Source organism: Streptomyces orinoci (assembly GCF_003121295.1).
Taxonomy (GTDB): Bacteria; Actinomycetota; Actinomycetes; order Streptomycetales; family Streptomycetaceae; genus Streptomyces; species Streptomyces orinoci.
The window spans coordinates 330,888-352,392 of sequence record NZ_PHNC01000006.1 but is presented as its reverse complement, the minus strand read 5'-3'; the positions used below and the strand labels follow the sequence as shown (position 1 = coordinate 352,392).

Annotated in this window: 24 protein-coding genes and 1 riboswitch; of the genes, 11 read left to right on the top strand and 13 right to left on the bottom strand. The window is 72.0% G+C overall.

Annotated elements, in window-relative coordinates:
* Positions 1-36: 36 nt before the first annotated feature.
* From CV755_RS03530 to bioB, 7 genes are all read right to left on the bottom strand, one after another.
* Complete coding sequence (locus tag CV755_RS03530; protein WP_109278620.1) at positions 37-1,050, bottom strand: hemolysin family protein; 1,014 nt, start codon at positions 1,048-1,050, stop codon at positions 37-39.
* Complete coding sequence (locus tag CV755_RS03525) at positions 1,047-2,384, bottom strand: hemolysin family protein (protein ID WP_109278619.1); 1,338 nt, start codon at positions 2,382-2,384, stop codon at positions 1,047-1,049. Before CV755_RS03525 ends, CV755_RS03530 begins: the two co-directional genes overlap by 4 nt.
* A 159-nt stretch (positions 2,385-2,543) precedes the next feature.
* Positions 2,544-3,392 carry a TIGR03621 family F420-dependent LLM class oxidoreductase gene (locus tag CV755_RS03520; protein WP_109278618.1) on the bottom strand — a complete coding sequence of 283 codons (849 nt, stop codon included), beginning with the start codon at positions 3,390-3,392 and terminating at the stop codon, positions 2,544-2,546.
* Between the two features lie 27 nt (positions 3,393-3,419).
* Entirely contained in the window at positions 3,420-4,103 is a 684-nt protein-coding gene (locus CV755_RS03515) for a class I SAM-dependent methyltransferase (protein ID WP_109278617.1), read from the bottom strand.
* 182 nt (positions 4,104-4,285) lie between these two features.
* Positions 4,286-5,005: a dethiobiotin synthase gene (bioD, locus tag CV755_RS03510; protein WP_109278616.1), complete on the bottom strand. Its 720-nt coding sequence runs from the start codon at positions 5,003-5,005 to the stop codon at positions 4,286-4,288.
* Positions 5,006-5,015: 10 nt separating this feature from the next.
* A complete protein-coding gene (locus CV755_RS03505; protein WP_109278615.1) occupies positions 5,016-6,320 on the bottom strand; it encodes an adenosylmethionine--8-amino-7-oxononanoate transaminase in 1,305 nt (434 codons plus the stop codon).
* Positions 6,313-7,488, bottom strand: a complete 1,176-nt coding sequence (gene bioB, locus CV755_RS03500) for a biotin synthase BioB (RefSeq protein ID WP_109278614.1) — start codon at positions 7,486-7,488, stop codon at positions 6,313-6,315. Before bioB ends, CV755_RS03505 begins: the two co-directional genes overlap by 8 nt.
* Positions 7,489-7,668: 180 nt before the next feature.
* On the opposite strand from bioB, the gene CV755_RS03495 reads away from it, so the two are divergent.
* Complete coding sequence (locus CV755_RS03495; protein WP_109278613.1) at positions 7,669-8,820, top strand: 8-amino-7-oxononanoate synthase; 1,152 nt, start codon at positions 7,669-7,671, stop codon at positions 8,818-8,820.
* A gap of 302 nt (positions 8,821-9,122) precedes the next feature.
* On the top strand, positions 9,123-9,551 hold the full coding sequence (locus CV755_RS03490; RefSeq protein ID WP_109278612.1) for an ATP-binding protein: 429 nt from the start codon (positions 9,123-9,125) through the stop codon (positions 9,549-9,551).
* A 160-nt stretch (positions 9,552-9,711) separates the two neighbouring features.
* Here the strand turns inward: CV755_RS03490 and CV755_RS03485 are convergent, their stop codons facing one another.
* From CV755_RS03485 to CV755_RS03460, 6 genes are all read right to left on the bottom strand, one after another.
* Positions 9,712-10,185, bottom strand: coding sequence for a C40 family peptidase (locus CV755_RS03485; protein ID WP_109278611.1), 474 nt, complete (start codon positions 10,183-10,185; stop codon positions 9,712-9,714).
* A 4-nt stretch (positions 10,186-10,189) separates the two neighbouring features.
* A riboswitch (cyclic di-AMP (ydaO/yuaA leader) is annotated at positions 10,190-10,349 on the bottom strand.
* Positions 10,350-10,677: 328 nt separating this feature from the next.
* Positions 10,678-10,983 (bottom strand): hypothetical protein, encoded by a 306-nt coding sequence (locus tag CV755_RS03480; protein ID WP_109278610.1) that lies wholly within the window; start codon positions 10,981-10,983, stop codon positions 10,678-10,680.
* A gap of 5 nt (positions 10,984-10,988) precedes the next feature.
* On the bottom strand, positions 10,989-11,609 hold the full coding sequence (locus tag CV755_RS03475) for an ATP-dependent Clp protease proteolytic subunit (protein ID WP_109278609.1): 621 nt from the start codon (positions 11,607-11,609) through the stop codon (positions 10,989-10,991).
* Between the two features lie 119 nt (positions 11,610-11,728).
* On the bottom strand, positions 11,729-12,787 hold the full coding sequence (locus CV755_RS36615) for an MAB_1171c family putative transporter (protein WP_109278608.1): 1,059 nt from the start codon (positions 12,785-12,787) through the stop codon (positions 11,729-11,731).
* Positions 12,780-13,262 (bottom strand): ParH-like protein, encoded by a 483-nt coding sequence (locus tag CV755_RS03465; protein ID WP_109278607.1) that lies wholly within the window; start codon positions 13,260-13,262, stop codon positions 12,780-12,782. Before CV755_RS03465 ends, CV755_RS36615 begins: the two co-directional genes overlap by 8 nt.
* Positions 13,259-13,687, bottom strand: coding sequence for a helix-turn-helix domain-containing protein (locus tag CV755_RS03460; protein WP_109278606.1), 429 nt, complete (start codon positions 13,685-13,687; stop codon positions 13,259-13,261). The genes CV755_RS03465 and CV755_RS03460 overlap by 4 nt, the downstream gene beginning before the upstream one ends.
* A 169-nt stretch (positions 13,688-13,856) precedes the next feature.
* Here CV755_RS03460 and CV755_RS03455 point away from each other — a divergent pair, with 169 nt between their 5' ends.
* The 9 genes from CV755_RS03455 (at position 13,857) to CV755_RS03415 (ending at position 21,441) form a co-directional block, all read left to right on the top strand.
* A complete protein-coding gene (locus tag CV755_RS03455) occupies positions 13,857-14,567 on the top strand; it encodes an RICIN domain-containing protein (protein ID WP_109278605.1) in 711 nt (236 codons plus the stop codon).
* A gap of 62 nt (positions 14,568-14,629) precedes the next feature.
* Complete coding sequence (locus tag CV755_RS03450; protein ID WP_109278604.1) at positions 14,630-14,917, top strand: type II toxin-antitoxin system Phd/YefM family antitoxin; 288 nt, start codon at positions 14,630-14,632, stop codon at positions 14,915-14,917.
* Between the two features lie 173 nt (positions 14,918-15,090).
* Positions 15,091-15,393: an urease subunit gamma gene (locus CV755_RS03445; protein ID WP_109278603.1), complete on the top strand. Its 303-nt coding sequence runs from the start codon at positions 15,091-15,093 to the stop codon at positions 15,391-15,393.
* Between the two features lie 10 nt (positions 15,394-15,403).
* Positions 15,404-15,715 (top strand): urease subunit beta, encoded by a 312-nt coding sequence (locus CV755_RS03440; protein WP_109278602.1) that lies wholly within the window; start codon positions 15,404-15,406, stop codon positions 15,713-15,715.
* Entirely contained in the window at positions 15,708-17,429 is a 1,722-nt protein-coding gene (locus CV755_RS03435) for an urease subunit alpha (protein WP_109278601.1), read from the top strand. The genes CV755_RS03440 and CV755_RS03435 overlap by 8 nt, the downstream gene beginning before the upstream one ends.
* Complete coding sequence (locus tag CV755_RS03430) at positions 17,429-18,109, top strand: urease accessory protein UreF (protein WP_109278600.1); 681 nt, start codon at positions 17,429-17,431, stop codon at positions 18,107-18,109. Before CV755_RS03435 ends, CV755_RS03430 begins: the two co-directional genes overlap by 1 nt.
* Positions 18,110-18,148: 39 nt before the next feature.
* Positions 18,149-18,829: an urease accessory protein UreG gene (gene ureG / locus CV755_RS03425; protein WP_109278599.1), complete on the top strand. Its 681-nt coding sequence runs from the start codon at positions 18,149-18,151 to the stop codon at positions 18,827-18,829.
* Between the two features lie 35 nt (positions 18,830-18,864).
* Positions 18,865-19,677: an urease accessory protein UreD gene (locus CV755_RS03420; RefSeq protein WP_109278598.1), complete on the top strand. Its 813-nt coding sequence runs from the start codon at positions 18,865-18,867 to the stop codon at positions 19,675-19,677.
* Between the two features lie 219 nt (positions 19,678-19,896).
* On the top strand, positions 19,897-21,441 hold the full coding sequence (locus CV755_RS03415) for an alpha/beta hydrolase (RefSeq protein ID WP_109278597.1): 1,545 nt from the start codon (positions 19,897-19,899) through the stop codon (positions 21,439-21,441).
* Positions 21,442-21,505: the final 64 nt, after the last annotated feature.

The following is a 21,505-nucleotide window of genomic DNA, read 5'->3' as shown; positions in this document are numbered from 1 at the left end:
CGCTCAGGGACTGCTCAGAGACTGCTCAGGGACTGCTCATGGGCGCCGGCGCACCAGCTCGCGCAGGACGTCCTCCAGGGTCACCAGCCCCGCCAGCCGTTCGCCGCCCGCCGTCACCGCCGCCAGATGGGCGCCGGTGCGGCTCATGGCGGTGATCACATCGTCCAGCGGGGTCTCGGCCCGCACCCGGGCGATGGGGCGCATGCTCTCCCGGGGGAAGGGCCGATCGCGCGGACTGGCGTCCAGGGCGTCCTTGACATGCAGATAGCCCAGGATGCGGTCGGCCGAGTCAACCACCGGGAAACGGGAGAAGCCGGACTCGGCGGCCAGCCGCTCCAGGTCCTCCGGGGTCACCCCCAGCCGGGCGGTGACCACCTTCTCCAGGGACATCACCACATCCGCCACCGGGCGCTTGCCCAGCTCCAGGGCGTCATGCAGCCGCTCCGAGGCGCGGGCGTCCAGCAGCCCGGCCTGGCTGGAGTCGGCGACCATCCGGGCCAGCTGGTCGTCCGAGAAGACGGCCGTCACCTCGCTCTTGGGCTCCACCCGCAACAGCTTCAGCAGGGCGTTGGCCAGCTGGTTGATGGCGAAGACCACCGGGCGCAGGGCCCGGGCCAGGGCCACCAGCGGCGGCCCCAGCAGCAGCGCGGTGCGCACCGGCTCGGCCAGTGCGATGTTCTTGGGCACCATCTCGCCGAAGAGCATGTGCAGATAGGTGGCCGCCGCCAGTGCCAGGGCGAAGGACACCACATGAACCAGCCCGGAGGGCATCCCCACCGCCTGGAACACCGGGTGCAGCAGATCGGCGATGGCCGGCTCGGCGACCACACCCAGCACCAGGGTGCACAGGGTGATGCCCAGCTGGGCCGCCGCCATCAGCGCCGAGACATGCCGCAGACCCCACAGCACACTGCGGGCCCGCCGGTCGCCCTGCTCGGCGGCCGGCTCGATCTGGCCGCGCCGCACCGACACCAGGGCGAACTCGGCGCCCACGAAGAAGGCGTTGACGACCACCGTCGCCAGCCCGATCAGCAGCTGGACCGCGGTCACCGGCCCTCCTCCCCGCTCCGGCCCCTGGGCGCCGGGCCGGTCAGCCGGACCCGGGCGGCGCGCCGCCCGGAGGCGTCGGTGACCTCCAGGTGCCAGCCCGCCACCTGGAGGGTGTCCCCGGCCGCCGGGATGCGGCCCAGCTCGGTGGCGACCAGGCCGGCCAGGGTCTCGTACGGGCCCTCGGGCACCCGCAGCCCAATGGCCTCCAGCTCGTCGTCGGTACGGGCCGCGCCGTCCGCGTCGTAGACCGGGCGGCCCTCGGCGTCCGGGCCGGCCGGGACCAGACCGGGCAGTGCCTCCGGATCGTGCTCGTCGCGGACCTCGCCGACCACTTCCTCCACGATGTCCTCGAAGGTGACCACTCCGGCGGTGCCGCCGTATTCGTCGATCACCACCGCCATGCTGCGCTTGGCGGAGAGCCGGTCCAGCAGCCGGTCCACGGTCAGCGAGGCGGGCACCAGCAGCGGCTCGCGCAGAAAACCGGTGACCGGGCGCTGGGGCCGCTGGTCGGCGGGTATCGCCAGCACGTCCTTGATATGGGCGATGCCCACCACGGTGTCCAGGCTGCCCTGGTAGACGGGGAAGCGGGACAGCCCGGTGGCGCGGGTGGCGTTGGCCACGTCCTCGGCGTTGGTCCGGGCGTCCAGGGCGGTGACCTGCACCCGGGGGGTCATCACATTCTCCGCCGTCAGATCGGCCAGGTTCAGGGTGCGGACGAACAGCTCTGCGGTGTCCTTCTCCAGCACGCCCGCCCGGGCGGAGTGGCGGGCCAGCGCCATCAGCTCATGCGGGCCGCGGGCGGTGGCCAGCTCCTCGGCGGGCTCCACCCCGATCCGGCGCAGGGTGCGGTTGGCGGTGCTGTCCAGATGCCGGATCAGCGGGCGGAAGACCGCGGTGAAGGCCCGCTGCGGGCCGGCCACGGTACGGGCCACCGCCAGCGGGCGGGAGATCGCCCAGTTCTTGGGCACCAGCTCGCCGATGACCATCAGCATCACGGTGGAGACCACCGTGGCCAGGGCCAGGGCCAGGGAGTTGGCCAGCGAGGGGGGCAGGCCCAGCGCCCTGACCGGGCCGGTGAGCAGGGCGGCAATGGAGGGCTTGGAGACCATACCGATGACCAGCCCGCTGACGGTGATGCCCAGCTGGGCGCCGGAGAGCTGGAAGGTCAGGCTCCGTACGGCCTTCAGCGCGCTGAGCGCACGCCGGTCACCGGCCTCGGCGGCCCGCTCCAGTTCACCGCGCTCGACGGTGGTGAGCGAGAACTCGGCCGCGACGAAGACGGCACAGGCGACGGTCAGCAGCAGGGCCAGTGCCATCAGGAGCACTGCGGTCATGGGTTCACCTCCGTCCCATGATCGGACAGAGGCTGTGCCGGGGGCTACCGGGGGGCTCTCCCATGACGGGCGGTTCACACACCTTCGCTGATCTTCGTGTCTTCGCGGGCCGGACTTCGCCCCCCTATGGTAAAGGATTGGCAAAGCGAGCGGTAGGGCTCAGCCTTCCCGCAGCTCCTGGAGCACGGGCGCAAAGGCGTCCGCGGAGGACTCCAGCACGGTGAAGTAGCCGAAGCCATAGCGCTCCCGGTGCGCCCGGACCTGCTCGGCCATCTCCTTGACCGAGCCGGTCAGCACGGCCGGATGCGCCAGGATGTCGTCCTCGGTCAGGCCGGGGGAGCGTCCGGCCAGTTCCCGGGCCGTGGCGCGCCGGTCGGTGGTGGGCAGGACCCCCTGTATCAGGTAGTTGAGCTCCGCCGCAGCCGGCCGCCCGGCCGCGAACTGCCGGTAACGCGCCAGGCGTTCATCGAGCGCGGAGGGGGTGATCAGGCTGAGCTTGCCCTCCGCGTCGGTGACCGCGCCGGTGAACGCGGCGATATCGGCATGGCGCGCGGCCAGCCGCAGCACCCGGTCGCCATTGCCGCCCAGCAGCAGGGGCGGGAGCTCGGGCAGCAGCCGCCGCAGCTCCAGCACGGTGTGTTCCAGATGGTCCACCCGCTCGCGGGGCGAGCCGAAGGGCAGCCCGGCGCTGTCGTGTTCCGCCTTCACATAGCCGGTGCCCAGCCCCAATTCCAGCCGGTCCCCGGTGAGTTGCCGGGTGGTGTCCACCTCGCGGGCCAGCAGAGCGGGATTCCAGAACCCGGTGTTGAGCACGAAAGTGCCCACCTTGGGCCGCTGGGTCGCCTCGGCGGCGGCCACCACGGAGGGGAACGGGGCCGGCATGCCCAGATGGTCGGCGACCAGCAGGACGTCATAGCCCTGGGCCTCGGCCCGGCGGCACTTCTGCCGCCACTCGGCGGCGGTCCCGGGGGTCATAAAGTTCACGCCGAAGCGGAACGGGGGTGTCATCGGCGGTCTCCTCGATGTGCGTTCGGGTCACCGTCCGTCCGTCTCCAACGGCCTGGTGGCGGCGCCCAGTACATGGGGTGAGGTCGGCATCGGCAGCCCGCGCTCCGGGATGCGCAGCCGGCGCCACTCGCCCAGCTCGAACCCGGCCGCGCCGATGGCCGCCACCGTGTCCCGGGCGGTGTGACAGCCGCCGAAGACCAGTGGCCATACGGAGCGGTCCAGGGCCCGCTGTACGGTCGCCGGGGTACGGCCGGAAGCCCTCACATGCTCCAGGAAACGGAGTTCGCCGCCCGGGCGCAGCACCCGGCGCAACTCCGCGAGGGCCCGCCGCTGGTCCCGTACCGAGCACAGCACCAGCGACAGCACCGCGCCGTCGAAGGCCTCGCTCTTGACCGGCAGCGCCTCCGCGACCCCGGGCACCACGTCCACGGGCACCCCCGCCCGTACCGCCGCCTCCCGGGCGAGCCGGCGCAGCCGGGGCTCCGGCTCAATGGCCACCACCTCGGAAACGGTGTCCGGGTAGTGGGCGAAGTTCAGCCCGTTCCCGGCACCGATCTCGATCACCCGCCCGGAGAGCCCGGCCACCAACTCCCGCCGGTGCGCGGCCAGTCCGGCCCGCTGGTCGAGGGCGGGGCTCACGGCGGCGTAGAACCGGGCGAAGAGGGGATGGTGGACGGCGTGGTGTGGTGCTCTGATGCTGCGCGGTGGCATGGCGCACCCCTTTCCGGGGAGAACGGCTACCGCGATTCTTCCCCGGGCGGGGCAGGGCGCACCGTGCGGGCTTGCCGGGGGCAGGGGTTGGGGTTGCCTGGCCGCGCCCGCGGGGCGCGGCCCCCGTGAGGCAGCTGCCCTCCGCCCCTTAGGGAGCGCATGACGCAGCTGCCCCCCGCCCCCTACCCGGCACTCACCCTCGCGCCGAACTCGGCCGCGTTCCATGTACCGCCCAGCTCCGGGGCCAGCCAACTCGGGGCGGTGGACCGGAAGTCGGCAGGAGGCAGGGCGGACGCGCCCTGCGGTACCGCGCCCAGCAGGGGTGCGCCGGCCATCTCCGGGAACTCGGCGACATTGCAGCGCATCGCCAGATCCGGCTCGGTGGGCCAGCTGCCGATGACCACGCCCGCACAGCGCACCCCGCGGGCGGCCAGTGCCTCGGCCGTCAGCTGGGTGACGTTGAGGGTGCCCAGTCCGGGCTGGGCCACCACCAGGACGGGGGCGTCCAGCAGGGCGGCAGCGTCGGCCAGGGTGCCGCCCTCGTCATCGAGACGGACCAGCAGCCCGCCCGCGCCCTCCACCAGCACCAAGTCGTGCTGTTGCGCCAGCTCTTCGGCGGCGGCCGCGACCTCCTTGGGCCGTACCGGCGCCATCCCGGCCCGCCGGGCCGCGGTGGCCGGGGCCAAGGGCTCGGGGAAACGGGCGAGTTCGGCGCCCGTCACCGGGCCTGCCAGCCGGGCCACCTCGGCCACATCGCCCGGCTCGCCGGGCGCCACGCCCGTCTGGGCGGGCTTGAGCACCGCCACCGAGCGTCCGGCGGCCAGCGCCACCGCGGCGACGGCGGCGGTGGTCACCGTCTTGCCGATCTCCGTATTGGTCCCGGAGATCATCAGTACCGACATCGTTCCTCCGTCAGCCGGCGGCCGCCGCGGCGCACACCGCGCCGCAGATGCGCGCCAGATCGGCGTCATTGGTCACATAGGGCGGCATGGTGTAGACGAGATCGCGGAACGGCCGCAGCCACACCCCCGCCCGCACCGCGGCCTCGCTCGCCGCCACCGTGTCCACCTCGTGGTCCAGCTGGACCACGCCGATGGCGCCCAGCGTGCGTACCTCGCGGACCCCGGGCAGCCCGGCCGCCGGGGCCAGCCCCTCCCGCAGGCCGGACTCGATCCGTTTGACCTCCGACTGCCAGTCCTGGCCCAGCAGCAGGTCCACCGAGGCACCGGCCACCGCCGCGGCCAGCGGATTGCCCATAAAGGTCGGGCCATGGGCGAGCACCGGCACCTCGCCGCGGGAGATGCCCTCCGCCACCCGGGAGGTGCACAGCGCGGCCGCCATGGTGAGATAGCCGCCGGTCAGCGCCTTGCCCACACACAGCACATCGGGCGTCACCCCGGCCTGCTCACAGGCGAACAGCGTGCCGGTGCGGCCGAATCCGGTGGCGATCTCGTCGAAGACCAGCAGCACCTGGTGTTCGTCACAGAGCCGGCGCAGGACCCGCAGATACCCGGGGGAGTGGAAGCGCATCCCGCCCGCGTTCTGCACCACCGGCTCCACGATCATCGCGGCCACCTCATGGGCATGGCGCTCGAACAGCCCGGCCAGATGCGCCTCATAGGCCGGGTCCACCCCGGCGTCGTACCCGGCCGGCGGGGCGTCCGCGAACACCTGCCGGGGCAGCGCGCCGGACCACAGCGAGTGCATCCCGCCGTCCGGGTCGCAGACCGACATCGGCTGCCAGGTGTCACCGTGGTAGCCGCCGCGCCAGGTCATCAGCCGGTGCTTGGCCGGGCGTCCGGCCGAAAGCCAGTACTGCAGGCACATCTTGACGGCCACCTCGACCGACACCGAGCCGGAGTCGGCGAGGAAGACATGTTCCAGGCCCTCGGGGGTGATCTCCACCAGCCGGGCGGCCAGCCGGACGGCGGGCTCATGGGTGAGCCCGCCGAACATCACATGGCTCATCCGCCCCAGCTGCTCGCGGGCGGCCTCATTGAGTACCGGGTGGTTGTAGCCGTGCAGGGCCGACCACCAGGACGCCATCCCGTCCACCAACTCCCGGTGGCCGTACGCCTCTTCGGCCAGCCGCAGCCGGACCCCGGAGGCGGACTCCACCAGCAGCGGCCGCTGTCTGCCGGGCATCGGACCGTAGGGGTGCCAGACATGCCGACGGTCCAGCGCCAGCAGTTCGGCGGGGGTGAGCGGTTCAGGCATTGGGCGGCAGGTCCGTCCCCGCGCCGCGCAGGCGCACCGCGACCAGATCGGTACGGGCCTCAACGGGCTTGCCCGGCACGGACATTGCCTCCTGAGGACCGGACGCCGCCTCCTGCGGGCCGTCGCAGGGCGCGCAGCCGCCACCGCCGCAGCCCGCCCGCTCCCGCCGGTGCTCCGGCAGGGTCTGGGTGTCCGCGCCCTCCACCTCGAAGCCCGCGTCGGCGATCATCTCCAGGTCCTTCCTGCCCTCCTGGCCCTCGGTGGTGAGGTAGTCGCCCAGGAAGATGGAGTTGGCCAGGTGCAGCGCCAGCGGCTGGAGGGCGCGCAGATGGATCTCCCGGCCGCCCGCCAGCCGCACCTCGGCATCCGGATGGACAAAGCGCACCATGGCCAGGATGCGCAGGGCGCGCTGCGGGGTGAGGTTCCACTCACCGGCCAGCGGGGTGCCCTCCACCGGGATGAGGAAGTTGACCGGCACCGAGTCCACATCGAGCTCGCGCAGCGCCAGGACCACATCCACCAGGTCCTCGTCGCTCTCGCCCATGCCGGCGATCAGGCCCGAGCAGGCGGACATTCCGGCGGCCTGGGTCTTGCGCACCGTGTCCACCCGGTCCGCATAGGTGTGGGTGGTGGTGATGTCGCCGTAGGTGGCCTCGGAGGTGTTGAGGTTGTTGCTGTAGGCGTAGACGCCCGCCTCGCGCAGCCGCTCCGCCTGGCCCTCGGAGAGCAGGCCGAGGCAGGCGCACACCTCGACCTCCTGGTTCTGCTCCTTGATCGCCTCAATGGTTTTCGAGACCCGGTCGATGTCCCGGTCCGTGGGGCCCCGGCCGCTGGCCACCAGGCACACCCGCTTGGCGCCGCCGGCCACTCCGGCGGCCGCCGCCCTGGAGGCGTCCTCCGGCTTCAGCCAGGTGTACTTGAGGATCCCGGTCTCCGAACCGAGCCGCTGGGAGCAGTAGGAACAGTCCTCGGGGCAGAGCCCGGACTTCAGATTGACCAGGTAGTTGAGCTTCACCCGCCGCCCGAACCACTTGCGGCGCACCTTGCCCGCCGCGGCCACCACATCGAGCAGTTCGTCGTCGGAGGTCGCCAGCACCGCGAGCGCCTCTTCACGGGTCGGCGACTCGCGCCGCAACCCCTTGTCCACGAGCGTGTTGAGCAGGTCCATGGCGGTGATCCTCGCTTACCGCACACCCCTGGGCCAAGGTAGGGATCGCACAACAGGGGGTGTTTCAGGTGTGTGGATCGCCACACCGTGACCAGCCGTGATGACGGCTAAGTTGGGAAGTCCCTTCCCCCGTCCTGGCCGGGGGATTTATATGAACCCCACAGATTCCGAGGGCGCCCCATGGCCGAGGCCGCTGTGTTCGACTGGCTGGACGAGCAGTATGAGCGCCGGCTGGCGGCCGGGCTGGTGCGCACCCTGCGGCCGCGCCGGGCCGAGGGCGCGCCGACCGATCTGGCGGGCAATGACTACCTGGGCCTGGCCCGGCATCCCGAGGTCACCGCGGCCGCCGCCGAGGCGGCCCGGCGCTGGGGCGCCGGGTCCACCGGCTCCCGGCTGGTGACCGGCAGCACCGAGCTGCACGCCCGGCTGGAGCGCGAACTCGCCGAATTCTGCGGCTTCGAGGCGGCCCTGGTCTTCTCCTCCGGCTACACCGCCAATCTGGCGGCGGTGACCGCGCTCTCGGCGGCCCCGGACGGCGAGACCCTGCTGGTCTCGGACGAGGGCAACCATGCCTCGCTGATCGACGGCTGCCGGCTGTCCCGGGCGGCCCGGGCCGTGGTGCCGCACGCCGACCCGGAGGCGGTCCGCAAGGAACTGGCCGGGCACTCCGGCCATGCCCTGGTGATCACCGACTCGGTGTTCTCGGTGGACGGTGACGCCGCCCCGCTGCCCCGGCTCGCCGAGGTCTGCCGGGCCGAGGGCGCGGCCCTGCTGGTGGACGACGCCCATGGCCTGGGCCTGCTGGGCGAGGGCGGCCGGGGCGCGCCCCACGCGGCCGGGCTGGCCGGAGCCGGGGATGTGGTGGCCACGGTCACCTTGTCCAAGTCGCTGGGCAGCCAGGGCGGTGCGGTGCTCGGCCCGGCCCGGGTGATCCGTCATCTGGTCAGCAACGCCCGGACGTTCATCTTCGACACCGGGCTGGCCCCGGCGGCGGCCGGTGCCGCGCTGGCCGCCCTGGGCCTGCTGCGCGCCCAGCCCTGGCGGGCCGAGCGGGCCCGCGAGGTGGCCAGGGAACTGCACCGGCGGCTGACCGCGGCCGGACTGACCGCCGCCCGTCCCGACGCCGCGGTGGTCTCGGTGCGGGCCCCCTCGCCCGAGGCGGCGGTGCGCTGGGCGGCGGACTGCCGGGCGGCGGGCCTGGCGGTGGGCTGCTTCCGGCCCCCCTCGGTGCCCGACGGGATCTCCCGGCTGCGGCTGACCGCCCGCGCCGATCTCACCGACGCGCAGGTGGACTCGGCCGTGGCGACCATCCTGCGCACCGCGGGAGCTTGACCATCGGCCCTTGTGCGGCTCTGCCGCGGAGCCGCGCACCAACGGCGCCTCCGCTCACCGGATCACCGAGTGCGGGCAGGGTACGGAGTCCGCAACGGCGCTACTGCGTCCACCCGGTGGCAAACCCACAAAACAGAGTCGATAGACCAGCCCGGCCGTCAAATCCGGTCGTTCCTCGCAGAGTTCACTGCATCGAGCGACAGGTATCTGCATATCTCGGTGGATCGCTCCCAACATGGTCATCAGCGATGGCACTCTGTCGCGAAGAGCCGCCCCAGGGCCGGTGGGAAAGGGACAGTGCCGTGGCAGATCATCAGGAAGCCTCCGTCACTCTGCCGAGTGCCCCCGCCTCGGTCGCCACGGCCCGGCGCTATGTCGCCAAGGTGCTGGCGGGCTGGGGCCTGCCGGACGGCACCGACACCGCCTACACGGTCGGGCTGATCGTGTCCGAACTGGCCACCAATGCCGTGCTGCACACCCGGGGACAGTCGCCCACCTTCACCGTGGACCTGCGGCTGGAACGCGAGGAACAGCTGCGCATCGGCGTCACCGACGACCATGCCCGCTATCCCCGGCGGCTGCCGGCCGCGGTCCAGCAGGACAACGGACGGGGCCTGGTCATTGTGCGCTGTCTGGCCGCCGAGCGCGGGGGCAGGTTCTTCATCACCCCGACCGCCGAGGGCGGCAAGACCGTCTGGATCTGCCTCCCCTGGAAGGTCGCCGTCCGCTGACCCGCCCCCCGCGTGACCCGTCACGCCGGCGCGGGCCGGGCGGCGGTCGGCGGCCTGGTCCCGGCCATGCCCCGCCCCCCGGCGTCAGGCGCTTGTGGCGCGCTTGCGGGCGGGCCGGTGGTGCCGGCCGGGCCCCGCGGTTACGGGAGATACGCCGGTGTCAGTCGGTGACCCGGCCGTACCAGACGCTATTGGTCCAGATCCGCTCGAAGCGCACCACCGAGCCGGTCTTGGGCGCATGCAGGATCTTGCCGTTCCCGGCGTATATCCCCACGTGGTACACCCCCCGCCCGGAATGGAAGAACACCAGGTCGCCCACCTGGCGCGCGGAGCGCGGGATATGGCGGGTGCGGTTGTACTGGGCCTGTGCGGTGCGCGGCAGTTGTTTGCCGGCCCGTTTGAAGGAGTAGAGGGTCAGCCCCGAGCAGTCGAAGCGGTAGGGACCGGTGGCTCCCCACTGATAGGGAGCGCCCATCTTGGAGGCCGCGATCTGCAGTGCCCTGGCGGGGATGGAAGAGGCTTCTGCCTTGGACGTGCCGCCCGGTGCCAGCACCGAGGCGCCGACGGCGGCGAGGGTCAGGGCCGAGGCGGCCTTGGCCTTGGACAGCCGTGCTGGACGTTTGTGCTTGCCCATGCGCAAACCCTTCGTCAGTCGCCTGTGAAGGGTGACCTGTCGGGTTCGGGCAGGCGAAGAATGCCCGGCCGCTGTCGGCGGCTTCACCCCAAGGGACGGCCGAATCGCGACCGTGGCCGTCCCGCCGTGCTCGGGTCCTCCACCCCTGCCGGTGCACTCCCTTCGACCCGTCGTCCTGGGCGGCGGCAGGGTTCGGCGTTCCGCCCGGACCGCCCCGCCGTGTGGCGGGGTCTTGTCGTCCCAAGGATCTTGACCCAGTAGCGGCGCCGATTCCGAGCGGAACCGGCGGTATGTGAGCCTCGTCACCTGTGGGCAATTCAGGTGGACGCGAGGGCATTTGGGGGTCATCGGAAGAGCGTGCTGAGCCCGCGACCTGCGGGGCGGGCGGACCGCTCAAGCGCCGAGTGCGCGTCGCGCCCAGAGTGATCACCGCGTGGCGTCTACGGCCGCCTCCGGCGTCTGGAGGAGACTTCCTGAAAAGGGTTTCGCTTCTCAACTCGCCGATGGCGGCGGCAACATCACCCGGCCCGCCCGGCGCTCACCGTCCAGGACGCGCATCGCCCGCGCCAAGGTGCCCGCGTACACCTTCCGTTCACCTCGTTCGTACATCAGCGTCAGCGCCCCGCACAGCCCTTTGGCCGCGACCACCAGCGCCTGCGCCGCTCGTAGCCCCTGGTACGTGTCCCGCCCGCGGGCCGGATTGATCCGGCCCAGCAGATCCAGTACCTCCAGATAGCGGTCCACCAGCTCCCCCTCCGCCCGCGTCAGCCCCGGCAGCGGTGGCAGCTCCGGCAGCAACCCGCTCACCTGGCACCCCACTTGCGGCTCTCCACCACCCGGTCCGCCAGCCCATAGGCCACCGCCGCGGCCGCGTCGAACACGGTGTCCCGCTCGGTGTCCGCCTCGATCCGCGCCCGGTCCTGCCCGGTGTGCCGGGCCAGCATCTCGTTCTGGCCGTCCCGGGTGCGCAGCAACTCCTCCGCGTGCAGGGCGAGATCGGACGGCTGCCCCTGCACCGGCTCGGCCAGGAATGGCTGGTGGATCAGCACCCGGGCGTGCGGCAGCACCGCCCGCTTCCCCGGCGTCCCCGCCGCCAGCAGCACCGCCGCGGCGGAGGCGGCCTGCCCCAGGCAGACCGTCTCGATCTCACAGCCGATGAAGCGCATGGTGTCGTAGACGGCGCACATGGCGGAGAAGGAGCCGCCGGGGGAGTTGATGTAGAGCGAGATGTCCCGCTCCGGCGCGGCGTGCTCCAGATGAATCAGCTGCGCCATCACATCGTTGGCCGCGATGTCGTCAATGGGCGTGCCCAGCATCACGATCCGCTCGGCGAGCAGCTTGGCGTAGGGGTCCAGGGTGCGCACTCCGGAACTGGTGCGCTCGGTGAACTCGGGGAGGACATGACGGGCGGTGAGACGGTTCATGGGCACCTCACTCGGGGCGAGTCATCTATGAAAAATGTACAGGATGTACATTCGGTGATCATGATGCATGGCCGGCCGGAAGTCAACGGGGGTGCCGGTTCCCCGGAGGGATCACGCGGTCAGTGGTGCAGGCGGGCGAACGCCCGGGAGATTTCCTCCAGTTGGGAAGCGGCCGCGGCGGTTCCCATGGTGGCCGCCAGGGCGACCCGGCCGGGCGGGGACCCGGCCGTGGCGGGCGGTGCCGACAGGGCGGCGGCGATCCGCGCGGCGGTGGCGGCCGCGGTGTCCGGGCCGGACCGGTCGCAGGCGGCCAGGCGAGGGCGGAGGAGCAGCAGGCCGTCGTGGATCTCGATCACCCGCCGGTAGAGGGCGAAGTGGACGCCGCGCGGGTGGAGTTGCGGCAGGGCGATCTGCGGGAAAGCCTGGTGCAGGGCGGACCACAGCGGGGTCAGTGCCCGGTAGGTGCGGCAGGACCAGCACCACCGGCGCAGCCGTGGCCATACCGCCGCGCTGCCGCCGGCCACGGCCAGGGCCGCGCAGAGCAGGCCCAGGGCCGTGGAGAGGGCGTCATCGCCGTCGCTCTGCCGGCCGGTGGTCAGGGCGAGGCGGACATCGTCAACGCCCCAGGCCGTCCAGACCAGTCCGGCCACCGTGGCCGCGCCCAGCAGGCGAAGGCCCAGGCGGTGGACGCCGGGCCGGGCCCGCCGGGTGCGGTCGCGGAGCGTCCGGCGCAGGGCCGTCAGCTGCCCGGCCGGATAGAGGATCAGCAGCAGGTCATAGCAGGCCAGCAGGGGACGGTGGCGGGTGTCCACCGAGAGTTCGCCGGTGGCGTGGTGCAGGGGGGTGGCCGCGAAGAGGGTGGTCAGGGCCAGCAGGGTCAGTCCGGTCGCCGGCGCCGACCGCTTCACCGAGCGGCCGGCCAGCAGGCCCAGGCAGCCGGCCGCCAGGGTGCGCAGCAGGTCACCGAGCAGCATGGGCAGGCCGGGCAGGGCCACTGTGTGCTCGATCGCCCGGGCGGTGGCCGGAGCCAGTACCAGCAGGGCGGCGCCCAGACAGAAGGCGAAGCGGTGGGCCTGGCGCAGGGCGGGCTCGGGGCGTCCGCCGCGCAGCGCGGCCCAGCGGTGGGCGCCGAGGGCCAGCAGGGCGAGCCCGCCGAGGTAGGGGAGGGTTTCAGTCATGGGCCGCCGGGCCGAGGAAGGGGTCCGCGGGCGGTACCGGCCCGGACCACACCGCGCGCTGGAGGATCAGTGAGGCGAGCAACTCGGCCTCCTGCTCCTGGGGTTCGCTGTAGACGGTCCGTCCCAGGACCCGGCCCACCAGGTCCGGCGAGAGATGGGGCAGCAGCCCGGCGGAGGGGGCGCCGTGGTGTTCGCACAGCAGATGGGCCAGTTCGTGGACCAGGATGTGCTGCCGGTGCAGCGGCGGGGTGTCGGCCGCGTAGACGATGTAGTCGGCCTGTCCGGCGCTCACCAGCAGACCGCAGGGCAGGCCGGGTTGCCAGTCGATGGGCATCAACTCCACCGGCCGGCCGCGGCGTTCGGCGACCAGAGTGGCCAGTCCGGCCGCGTCGAAGGGCACCGGAAGCTCCAGCGAGGCGGCGCGGGCCCGGCAGCGGCGCAGCAGCCGCCACCGGGCCCAGGGGCCATGGGTCATCGGCGGGTTGAGCCGCGCCGCTCGGCCTCGCGGCGGGCGATGGAGTCGATCAGGTCGCGTACCGTGCCCAGGCCGTCGGGGGAGAGGCTGACCGCGCGCAGGGCGACATCGCGTACCCCCGCATCGCGCATCGCCGAGAGCAGGGCGATCTCCTCGGCGATGCGGCCGCTCTCCGCGTCGTCGAAGAAGTAGGCCACCGGCACCTGGAAGAAGGCGGCCAGCGCTTCCAGATGGCGTTTGGTGGGGTTGTCCCGGCGGCCGGTGCGCAGCTGCCACAGGTAGGTGGCGGAGAAGGTCTCGCCGCTGGACTCGCGGCAGGCCCTGGCCACTTCCTCGTTGCTGTACGCGGAACGGTCCGGGCGGCGGACCGTCCGGAAGAGAGTCTCTATCCGCTCCGCCAGTGACTGGGTCCCGGCCTCCGACACGGCCCCACCTCCGTTCGTACCGGCATGGTATCCGACGCCCGATGATCTCAGCTGAAATGAATGAACAGGATAATTTCTTCACGGCAGTTGACAGGGGGCGGCGGGTCCAGCAGGCTGCCAGTCGGTTTGAGAGCCCGACCGTCAATCCCCGAACGGAAGGAGCACCACCGTGAGACGTACCGCCGCCGCGTTACTGACGGCACTGCTGGCGGTCCTGGGGGCGATCGCCCTGCCCGCCACCGCCCGGGCCGACGCACCCGGCAACTGCACCACCCACCATGAGGGCCCGGCCGCCTTCGCCAGTTGTACCGAGGTGCCCGAAGGCACCATGTGGCAGGCCCAGGTGGCCTGCTTCTACCTCATCGGCGACCAGCCGGTCACCTACTGGGCCACCGGCAATGTGGTCACCGGCAACGGCACTTCATCCGCCCTCTGCGGCTATCCGCACTCCTGGGCCACCAAGACCATCCGCCCGGTGGTGGTGGGGGTGGCCGGCCGGCAGGGCCGGCTGGTCGGCTATGGCGACAAGTGCGTGGATGTGCGCCATGGACGGGCCAAGCTCGCCAACGCCGTCCAGATCCACGACTGCAATGGCACCGCCGCCCAGTGGTGGACGCTGGGCGTGGACCACTCGGTGCGCGCCCTGGGCATGTGTCTCAATGTGGTCTGGGGCCGCAGTGAGAACGGCACCAAGGTGGAGATCTACGACTGCGTGGGGTCCCCGGGCGAGCAGTGGATTCCCCAGGACGACGGTTCGCTGAAGAACGTACTGACCGGCAAGTGCCTGGACGATCTCGGCTTCAGCACCGACAACGACACTCAGCTGGGCATCTGGGACTGCAATGGCCTGCCCAACCAGAAGTGGGTGCTGACTCCCTGAGGCCGCCCGGTCATCGCTCCCGGCCAGGGTGGTGCGGAGGGGGCGCCATCTAAGCTGGGAGCATGGCCTATGAGATTCCGGTGACGCAAGCCCGAGCCGAGCTGGCGGAGCTGATCAACCGCGTGGTGTACGGCGGTGAGCGGGTGGTCGTCACCCGCCATGGCAAGCCGCTGGTCGCCCTGGTGTCCGCCGCCGACCTGCAACGGCTGGAGGAGAGCCGGGAGAGCGCCGAGGAGCAGGTGATCAGTACGGTCTCCACGGTACGGTCCCTGTCCTCCGCTCCCGGTGAGCGCCGCCGGTTCGGGATCGCCGCCGAGCACCGCGACCCCGGAAACCCCGCCGGGCACTGAGCAAGACGGGCGGCCGGGCCCGGCCATGGCCCGGCAAAGCGTCAGTTAACGCGTTGGAAAAGCTTCCGCACTAACGTGCAATCACCTCTTCCCGGCGGCGGGAACCAAGGTCAACATCCTGGTGGACCCGGGTGAACCGCCGCCGTGCTCGGACGACAGGTGAGGTGGGACGCGTGCAACTGACCCCGCATGAGCAGGAACGCCTGCTTATCCATGTGGCTGCGGATGTCGCCGAGAAGCGCCGCAGCCGGGGGCTGCTGCTCAACCACCCCGAGGCGGTGGCCCTGATCACCGCGCACATCCTGGAAGGCGCCCGGGACGGCCGCAGCGTCGCCGAGTTGATGTCCTCCGGGCGCCAAGTGCTCACCCGCGACCAGGTGATGTCCGGCATTCCGGAAATGATCAGCGACGTCCAGGTGGAGGCCACCTTCCCGGACGGCACCAAGCTGGTCACCGTCCACCAGCCCATCGCCTGAGGGGGCCGCGGTGATACCCGGAGAGATCCTCTGCGCCCGGGGGCCGGTACGGCTCAACGAGGGCCTGCACCGCACCCGGCTGACCGTCCTCAACACCGCCGACCGTCCGGTACAGGTGGGCTCGCACTACCACTTCGCCGAGGCCAACCCCGGCCTGGACTTCGACCGTTCGGCCGCCCATGGCAAGCGCCTGGACATCCCGGCGGGCACCGCGGTGCGCTTCGAGCCGGGCATCCCGGCCGAAGTGGACCTGGTGCCCATCGGCGGCAAACGCATCGTGGCGGGACTGCGCGGGGAGTGCGGGGGCCCGCTCGATGTCTGAGCTGGACCGGGCCGCGTACGCCGACCTCTACGGCCCCACCGCCGGCGACCGGATCCGGCTGGCCGACACCGATCTGCTGATCGAGATCGAGGAGGACCGCTGCGGCGGCCCCGGCCACGCCGGGGACGAGGCGGTCTTCGGCGGCGGCAAGGTCATCCGCGAGTCCATGGGCCAGTCCCGGGTCACCCGCGCCGCCGGTGCGCCGGACACCGTGATCACCGGCGCGGTGGTGCTGGACCACTGGGGAATCGTCAAGGCCGACCTCGGCATCCGGGACGGCCGGATCACCGGCATCGGCAAGGCCGGCAACCCGGACACCATGGACGGGGTGCACCCCGACCTGGTGATCGGCCCGGAGACCGAGGTCATCTCCGGCAACGGCCGGATCCTCACCGCCGGGGCCATCGACGCCCATGTCCACTTCATCTGCCCCCAGGCCGCCGAGACCGCCCTCGCCTCCGGCGTCACCACCCTGGTCGGCGGCGGCACCGGGCCGGCCGAGGGCAGCAAGGCCACCACCATCACCCCCGGCTCCTGGCACCTTGCCCGGATGCTCGAGGCCCTGGAGGCATACCCGGTCAATATCGGGCTGCTGGGCAAGGGCAACACCGTCTCGCATGACGCCATGCGCGCCCAACTGCGCGGCGGCGCCGTGGGATTCAAGATCCATGAGGACTGGGGCGCCACCCCGGCCGTGATCGACGCCTGTCTGGCGGTCTGCGAGGAGAGCGGCGCCCAGCTCGCCATCCACACCGACACCCTCAACGAGGCCGGTTTCGTGGGCGACACCCTGGCCGCCATCGCCGGGCGCTCCATCCACGCGTACCACACCGAGGGCGCCGGAGGCGGCCACGCACCCGACATCATCACCGTGGTCAGCGAGCCCAATGTGCTGCCCAGCTCCACCAATCCGACCCGGCCGCACACCGTCAACACCGTCGAGGAACACCTCGACATGCTGATGGTCTGCCACCACCTCAACCCCACCGTCCCCGAGGACCTCGCCTTCGCCGAGTCCAGGATCAGGCCCGGCACCATCGCCGCCGAGGACGTCCTGCACGACCTGGGCGCCATCTCCATCATCTCCTCCGACTCCCAGGCCATGGGCCGCATCGGGGAGAGCGTGCTGCGCACCTGGCAGACCGCCCATGTGATGAAACGGCGGCGCGGGGCACTGCCGGGCGACGGGGCCGCCGACAACCTCCGGGCCCGCCGCTATATCGCCAAATACACCATCAACCCGGCGGTGGCCCAAGGGCTGGACGGAGAGATCGGCTCGGTGGCCGAGGGCAAACTGGCCGATCTGGTGCTCTGGGAACCGGCCTTCTTCGGCGTCAAACCCCTGCTGGTGATCAAGGGTGGCCAGATCGCCTATGCCCAGATGGGCGACGCCAACGCCTCCATCCCCACCCCCCAACCGGTGCTGCCCCGCCCGATGTTCGGCGCGGTGGGACGGGCCCCCGCCGCCAACTCCCTCAATTTCACCACCCAGTGGGCACTGGACGACGGACTGCCCGAACGGCTGGGCCTGGACAAGCGGTTCGTACCCATCCGCGACACCCGGGGCGTGGGCAAGGCGGATATGCGCAACAACGACGCCCGGCCCCGGGTGGAGGTCGATCCGGACACCTTCACCGTGACCATCGACGGCGACCCGGTCGAACCGGCCCCCGCCACCGAACTGCCCATGACCCAGCGCTACTTCCTCTTCTGATGGCCGGACAGCTGGCCGCCCTGCTGGTGCTGGCCGACGGACGCTTCCCGGCCGGGGGCCACGCCCACTCCGGCGGAGTGGAGGCGGCCGTCCGCGCCGGACGCGTCCAGGACGCCGCCACCCTGGGCACCTTCTGCCAGGGCCGGCTGCACACCGCCGGACTGACTGCCGCCGGGCTGGCCGCGGCCGCCGCCGACGGCCTCGACCCGCTGGAACTCGACACCGCCGCCGACGCCCGCACCCCCGCACCGGCCCTGCGCACCACCGCCCGGCGGCTGGGCCGTCAACTGCTGCGCGCCGCCCGGACCGCCTGGCCCTCGCCCGAACTGGACGCGCTCGCCACCGCCCGGCCGCGCGGCGTACACCAGCCGGTGGTCCTGGGGATGGCCGCCCGGGCCGCCGGGCTGGGGCCCGCCGAGGCGGCCTACGCGGCCGGCTACGAGGCGGTGAGCGGCCCCGCCACCGCGGCCGTACGGCTGCTCGGCCTGGACCCGCTGGCCGCCACCGCCGTACTCGCCCGGCTGGCACCGGAGTTGGACGACATCGCCGAGCACGCGGCCCGGGCCGCCCGGCGGGCCCGCACCGAAGGGACGGACGCGCTGCCCGCGGCCGCCGGACCACTGCTGGACATCACCGCGGAACAGCATGCCGCCTGGCCGGTACGGCTGTTCGCGTCCTGACCGCCGGCCATCCACCGCCCGAACACCCAGGAGGGGCCCATGCATCTGGACCACGACCACCACACCTTCCCCCAGCGGCACACCTATGGCGCGCCCGGGCGGCGCGACCGCGCCCTGCGCATCGGACTCGGCGGCCCGGTGGGCTCCGGCAAGACCGCCACCGTCGCCGCCCTGTGCCGCTCGCTGCGCGAGGAACTGTCCATCGCGGTGGTCACCAATGACATCTACACCCGCGAGGACGCCGAATTCCTGCTGCGCAACGCGGTGTTGCCCGCCGAGCGGATCACCGCCGTGGAGACCGGCGCCTGCCCGCACACCGCCATCCGCGACGACATCTCCGCCAACCTGGAAGCCGTGGAGGAGCTGGAGGAGACCGTCGGCCCGCTGGACCTGGTGCTGGTGGAGTCCGGCGGCGACAACCTCACCGCCACCTTCTCCCGGGGCCTGGTGGACGCCCAGATCTTCGTCATCGATGTGGCCGGCGGCGATGACATCCCGCGCAAGGGCGGCCCCGGCATCACCACCGCCGACCTGCTGGTGGTCAACAAGACCGATCTGGCCCCCCATGTGGGGGCGGACCTGGCCGGGATGGCCCGGGACGCCAAGGCCCAACGCGGCGAGCTGCCGGTCGCGTTCACCTCGCTGACCGCTCCCGATGGCGTCGCCCCGGTACGCGCCTGGGTCCGCGAACGGCTGGCCGGCTGGCGCGCGGCCGCGTGATGAGCGTTACGGATCCCCTGACGGCCACCGGCCGCATGACCGCCGCCGGTCCCCTGACCATCCCCGCCCCCCGTCCCATGGCCGCCACCGCCCTGCGAGCCGAGGCCCGGATCGTCGCCGAACCCGACGGCCGGGGCGGCACCGCGCTGCCCGTACTGGACAGCGCCGGCCCCTTCGCCCTGCGCCGGCTGCGCCCATACGGCCGCCAGGCGCGGGTCTGCCTGGTCGGCGCCATGACCGCGCCCCTGGGCGGCGACCTGCTGGGGCTGACCGCGGACCTGCGGGACGGCGCCGGACTGCGCCTCACCACCACGGCCGCCACCCTCGCCCTGCCCGGCCGCACCGGCGAACCCGCCGCCTATGACACCCGGATCAGGGTCGGCGAGGGTGCCGTCCTGCACTGGCTCCCGGAACCGCTGATCTCCGCCAAGGGCAGCGATCTGCGGATGACCACCCGGATCGAACTGGCCCCCACCGCCCGGCTGGTACTGCGCGAGGAACAGGTCCTGGGCCGGTCCGGCGAACCCCCGGGACGGCTCACCACCCGGCTGACCGTCCACCGCGCCGGACGGCCGCTGTACGACCAGGAACTCCGCTACGGCCCCGGCGCGCTTGGCTGGGACGGCGGCGCGGTGCTCGGCGGACACCGGGCGGTGGGGCAACTCCTCCTGGTGGACCCGGAATTCGCCGAACGCCCCCTCCCTGCCGAGGCGCCCGGCCCGACCGCCGCCGTCATCCCGCTGGCCGGTCCGGCCGGGGTGGTCAGCGCGGTGGCCGGGGACGCGCTGAGCCTGCGCGGGCTGCTGAACCCGGAACGATATGTGAGAGATGGGGCGTTAGGGGCGTAAAAGAGCACCCGAGCCGGGCATAGCCCCCTTGCCCTCTCCCAAGTGCCGCCATTCTTACGGATTGGTAAAGAAACCCCCGCACGGCCTGTCCTTTATGGCAGCCAGGACGGAAGGATCCTCCTCAGCAGCTCTGTGATCATCGCCGCCCGGGTGCGGCGTACCCAGCAGGGGGATTCCCAAGTGAGACCAAAAGCGATATTCGGCGCGGCCGGCACGGTGATGACCGGCGCACTCGTCGCCGGATTCCTGGCCGCTCCGGCGGCCTCGGCCGCCGGTGGCGTGCCGGGTGGCGCCGCCGAGGCCAAGGGTGTGGCCGTCGCCGCCGCCAAGGCGGCCAAGAAGGGCATCAAGTGGCAGGACTGCCCGGCCGCTTGGGGGCTGGAGAAGCCCATCCAGTGCGGCTATGTCACGGTTCCGCTGAACTACGCCAAGCCCAACGGCCCCTCCATCCAGATCGCCGTGGACCGGGTGCGGGCCACCGGCACCGCCCATGAGCACCAGGGCTCCCTGGTCTACAACCCCGGCGGCCCCGGCGGTTCCGGCCTGAGGTTCCCGCGCAAGGTCACGACCAAGAACCCCATCTACGCGAAGATCGCCAAGGCGTATGACTTCGTCGGGTTCGACCCGCGCGGTGTGGGCAAGTCCGCCCCGATCTCCTGCGTGGACCCCAAGGAGTTCGTCGCCACCAAGACTCTCGACCCGGTGCCCGGCAGCAACGCCGACAAGCTCGCCCAGCGCAAGCTGGCCAAGCAGTACGCGGACGGCTGCGCCCAGCGCAGCGGCAAGATGCTGCCGTACATGACCACCATGAACACCGCGCGTGACGTGGACGTGGTGCGCGCCGCCCTCGGCGAGAACAAGCTCAACTATCTGGGCGTCTCCTACGGCACCTACCTGGGCGCGGTCTACGGCACCCTCTTCCCCTCGCATGTCCGCCGCCTGATCGTGGACAGCGTGGTCAACCCGGCCCAGAGCAACATCTGGTACCAGGCCAACCTTGAGCAGGACATCGCCTTCGAGGGCCGGTTCAAGGACTGGGAGACCTGGGTCGCCCAGCACGACTCCTTCTTCCACATCGGCAACACCCAGCCCAAGGTCCACCAGGAGTGGCTGAAGCTGCGGGCCGCCGCCAAGAAGAAGCCGATCGGCGGGCTGGTCGGCCCGGCCGAGCTCATCAACTTCTTCCAGAGCGCCGCCTATTACGACTCCTCCTGGATCCCGGTCGCCACCACCTGGCAGAAGTTCCGCGCCGGTGACACCAAGGCCCTGGTGGACGCCGCCGGTCCGGACCTGGCGGGTGCCGCCACGGCGGAGAACAGCAACGCGGTCTACACCGCCGTGGAGTGCGCCGACGCCAAGTGGCCCACCAGCTGGCAGAAGTGGGACCGGGACAACACCCGGCTGAACAAGCAGTACCCGTTCATGACCTGGTCCAACGCCTGGATGAACCTGCCCTGCGCCACCTGGAAGGGCCCGCAGTACAACCCCCTTGAGGTCAAGACCTACAAGGGCCTGCCGCAGACCCTGATCATCCAGTCCACCCGTGACGCCGCCACCCCGTACGCCGGCGCCGTCGAGCTGCACAAGCGCTTCCAGGGCTCCCGCCTGATCACCGAGAAGGGCGCCGGTTCGCACGGCGTCACCGGCCTGGTCAACCCCTGCATCAACGACCGTGTGGACAGCTACCTGCTGACCGGCAAGGTCGATGCCAAGGACGTGGTGTGCAAGCCGCACGCCACGCCGGAGCCGAAGGTTGCCGGCTGACGCCTGGTCAGCCAGATCTGACGCAGGCCAGTGCCCCGGAGCAACTGCTCCGGGGCACCGGCGT

Coding starts and splice junctions, on each gene's coding strand:
- CV755_RS03525 (WP_109278619.1), bottom strand. CDS start 2,384: ATGACCGCAGTGCTCCTGATGGCACTGGCCCTGCTGCTGACCGTCGCC.
- CV755_RS03520 (WP_109278618.1), bottom strand. CDS start 3,392: ATGACACCCCCGTTCCGCTTCGGCGTGAACTTTATGACCCCCGGGACC.
- CV755_RS03515 (WP_109278617.1), bottom strand. CDS start 4,103: ATGCCACCGCGCAGCATCAGAGCACCACACCACGCCGTCCACCATCCC.
- bioD (WP_109278616.1), bottom strand. CDS start 5,005: ATGTCGGTACTGATGATCTCCGGGACCAATACGGAGATCGGCAAGACG.
- CV755_RS03505 (WP_109278615.1), bottom strand. CDS start 6,320: ATGCCTGAACCGCTCACCCCCGCCGAACTGCTGGCGCTGGACCGTCGG.
- bioB (WP_109278614.1), bottom strand. CDS start 7,488: ATGGACCTGCTCAACACGCTCGTGGACAAGGGGTTGCGGCGCGAGTCG.
- CV755_RS03495 (WP_109278613.1), top strand. CDS start 7,669: ATGGCCGAGGCCGCTGTGTTCGACTGGCTGGACGAGCAGTATGAGCGC.
- CV755_RS03485 (WP_109278611.1), bottom strand. CDS start 10,185: ATGGGCAAGCACAAACGTCCAGCACGGCTGTCCAAGGCCAAGGCCGCC.
- CV755_RS03475 (WP_109278609.1), bottom strand. CDS start 11,609: ATGAACCGTCTCACCGCCCGTCATGTCCTCCCCGAGTTCACCGAGCGC.
- CV755_RS36615 (WP_109278608.1), bottom strand. CDS start 12,787: ATGACTGAAACCCTCCCCTACCTCGGCGGGCTCGCCCTGCTGGCCCTC.
- CV755_RS03465 (WP_109278607.1), bottom strand. CDS start 13,262: ATGACCCATGGCCCCTGGGCCCGGTGGCGGCTGCTGCGCCGCTGCCGG.
- CV755_RS03450 (WP_109278604.1), top strand. CDS start 14,630: ATGGCCTATGAGATTCCGGTGACGCAAGCCCGAGCCGAGCTGGCGGAG.
- CV755_RS03435 (WP_109278601.1), top strand. CDS start 15,708: ATGTCTGAGCTGGACCGGGCCGCGTACGCCGACCTCTACGGCCCCACC.
- CV755_RS03430 (WP_109278600.1), top strand. CDS start 17,429: ATGGCCGGACAGCTGGCCGCCCTGCTGGTGCTGGCCGACGGACGCTTC.
- ureG (WP_109278599.1), top strand. CDS start 18,149: ATGCATCTGGACCACGACCACCACACCTTCCCCCAGCGGCACACCTAT.
- CV755_RS03420 (WP_109278598.1), top strand. CDS start 18,865: ATGACCGCCGCCGGTCCCCTGACCATCCCCGCCCCCCGTCCCATGGCC.
- CV755_RS03415 (WP_109278597.1), top strand. CDS start 19,897: ATGACCGGCGCACTCGTCGCCGGATTCCTGGCCGCTCCGGCGGCCTCG.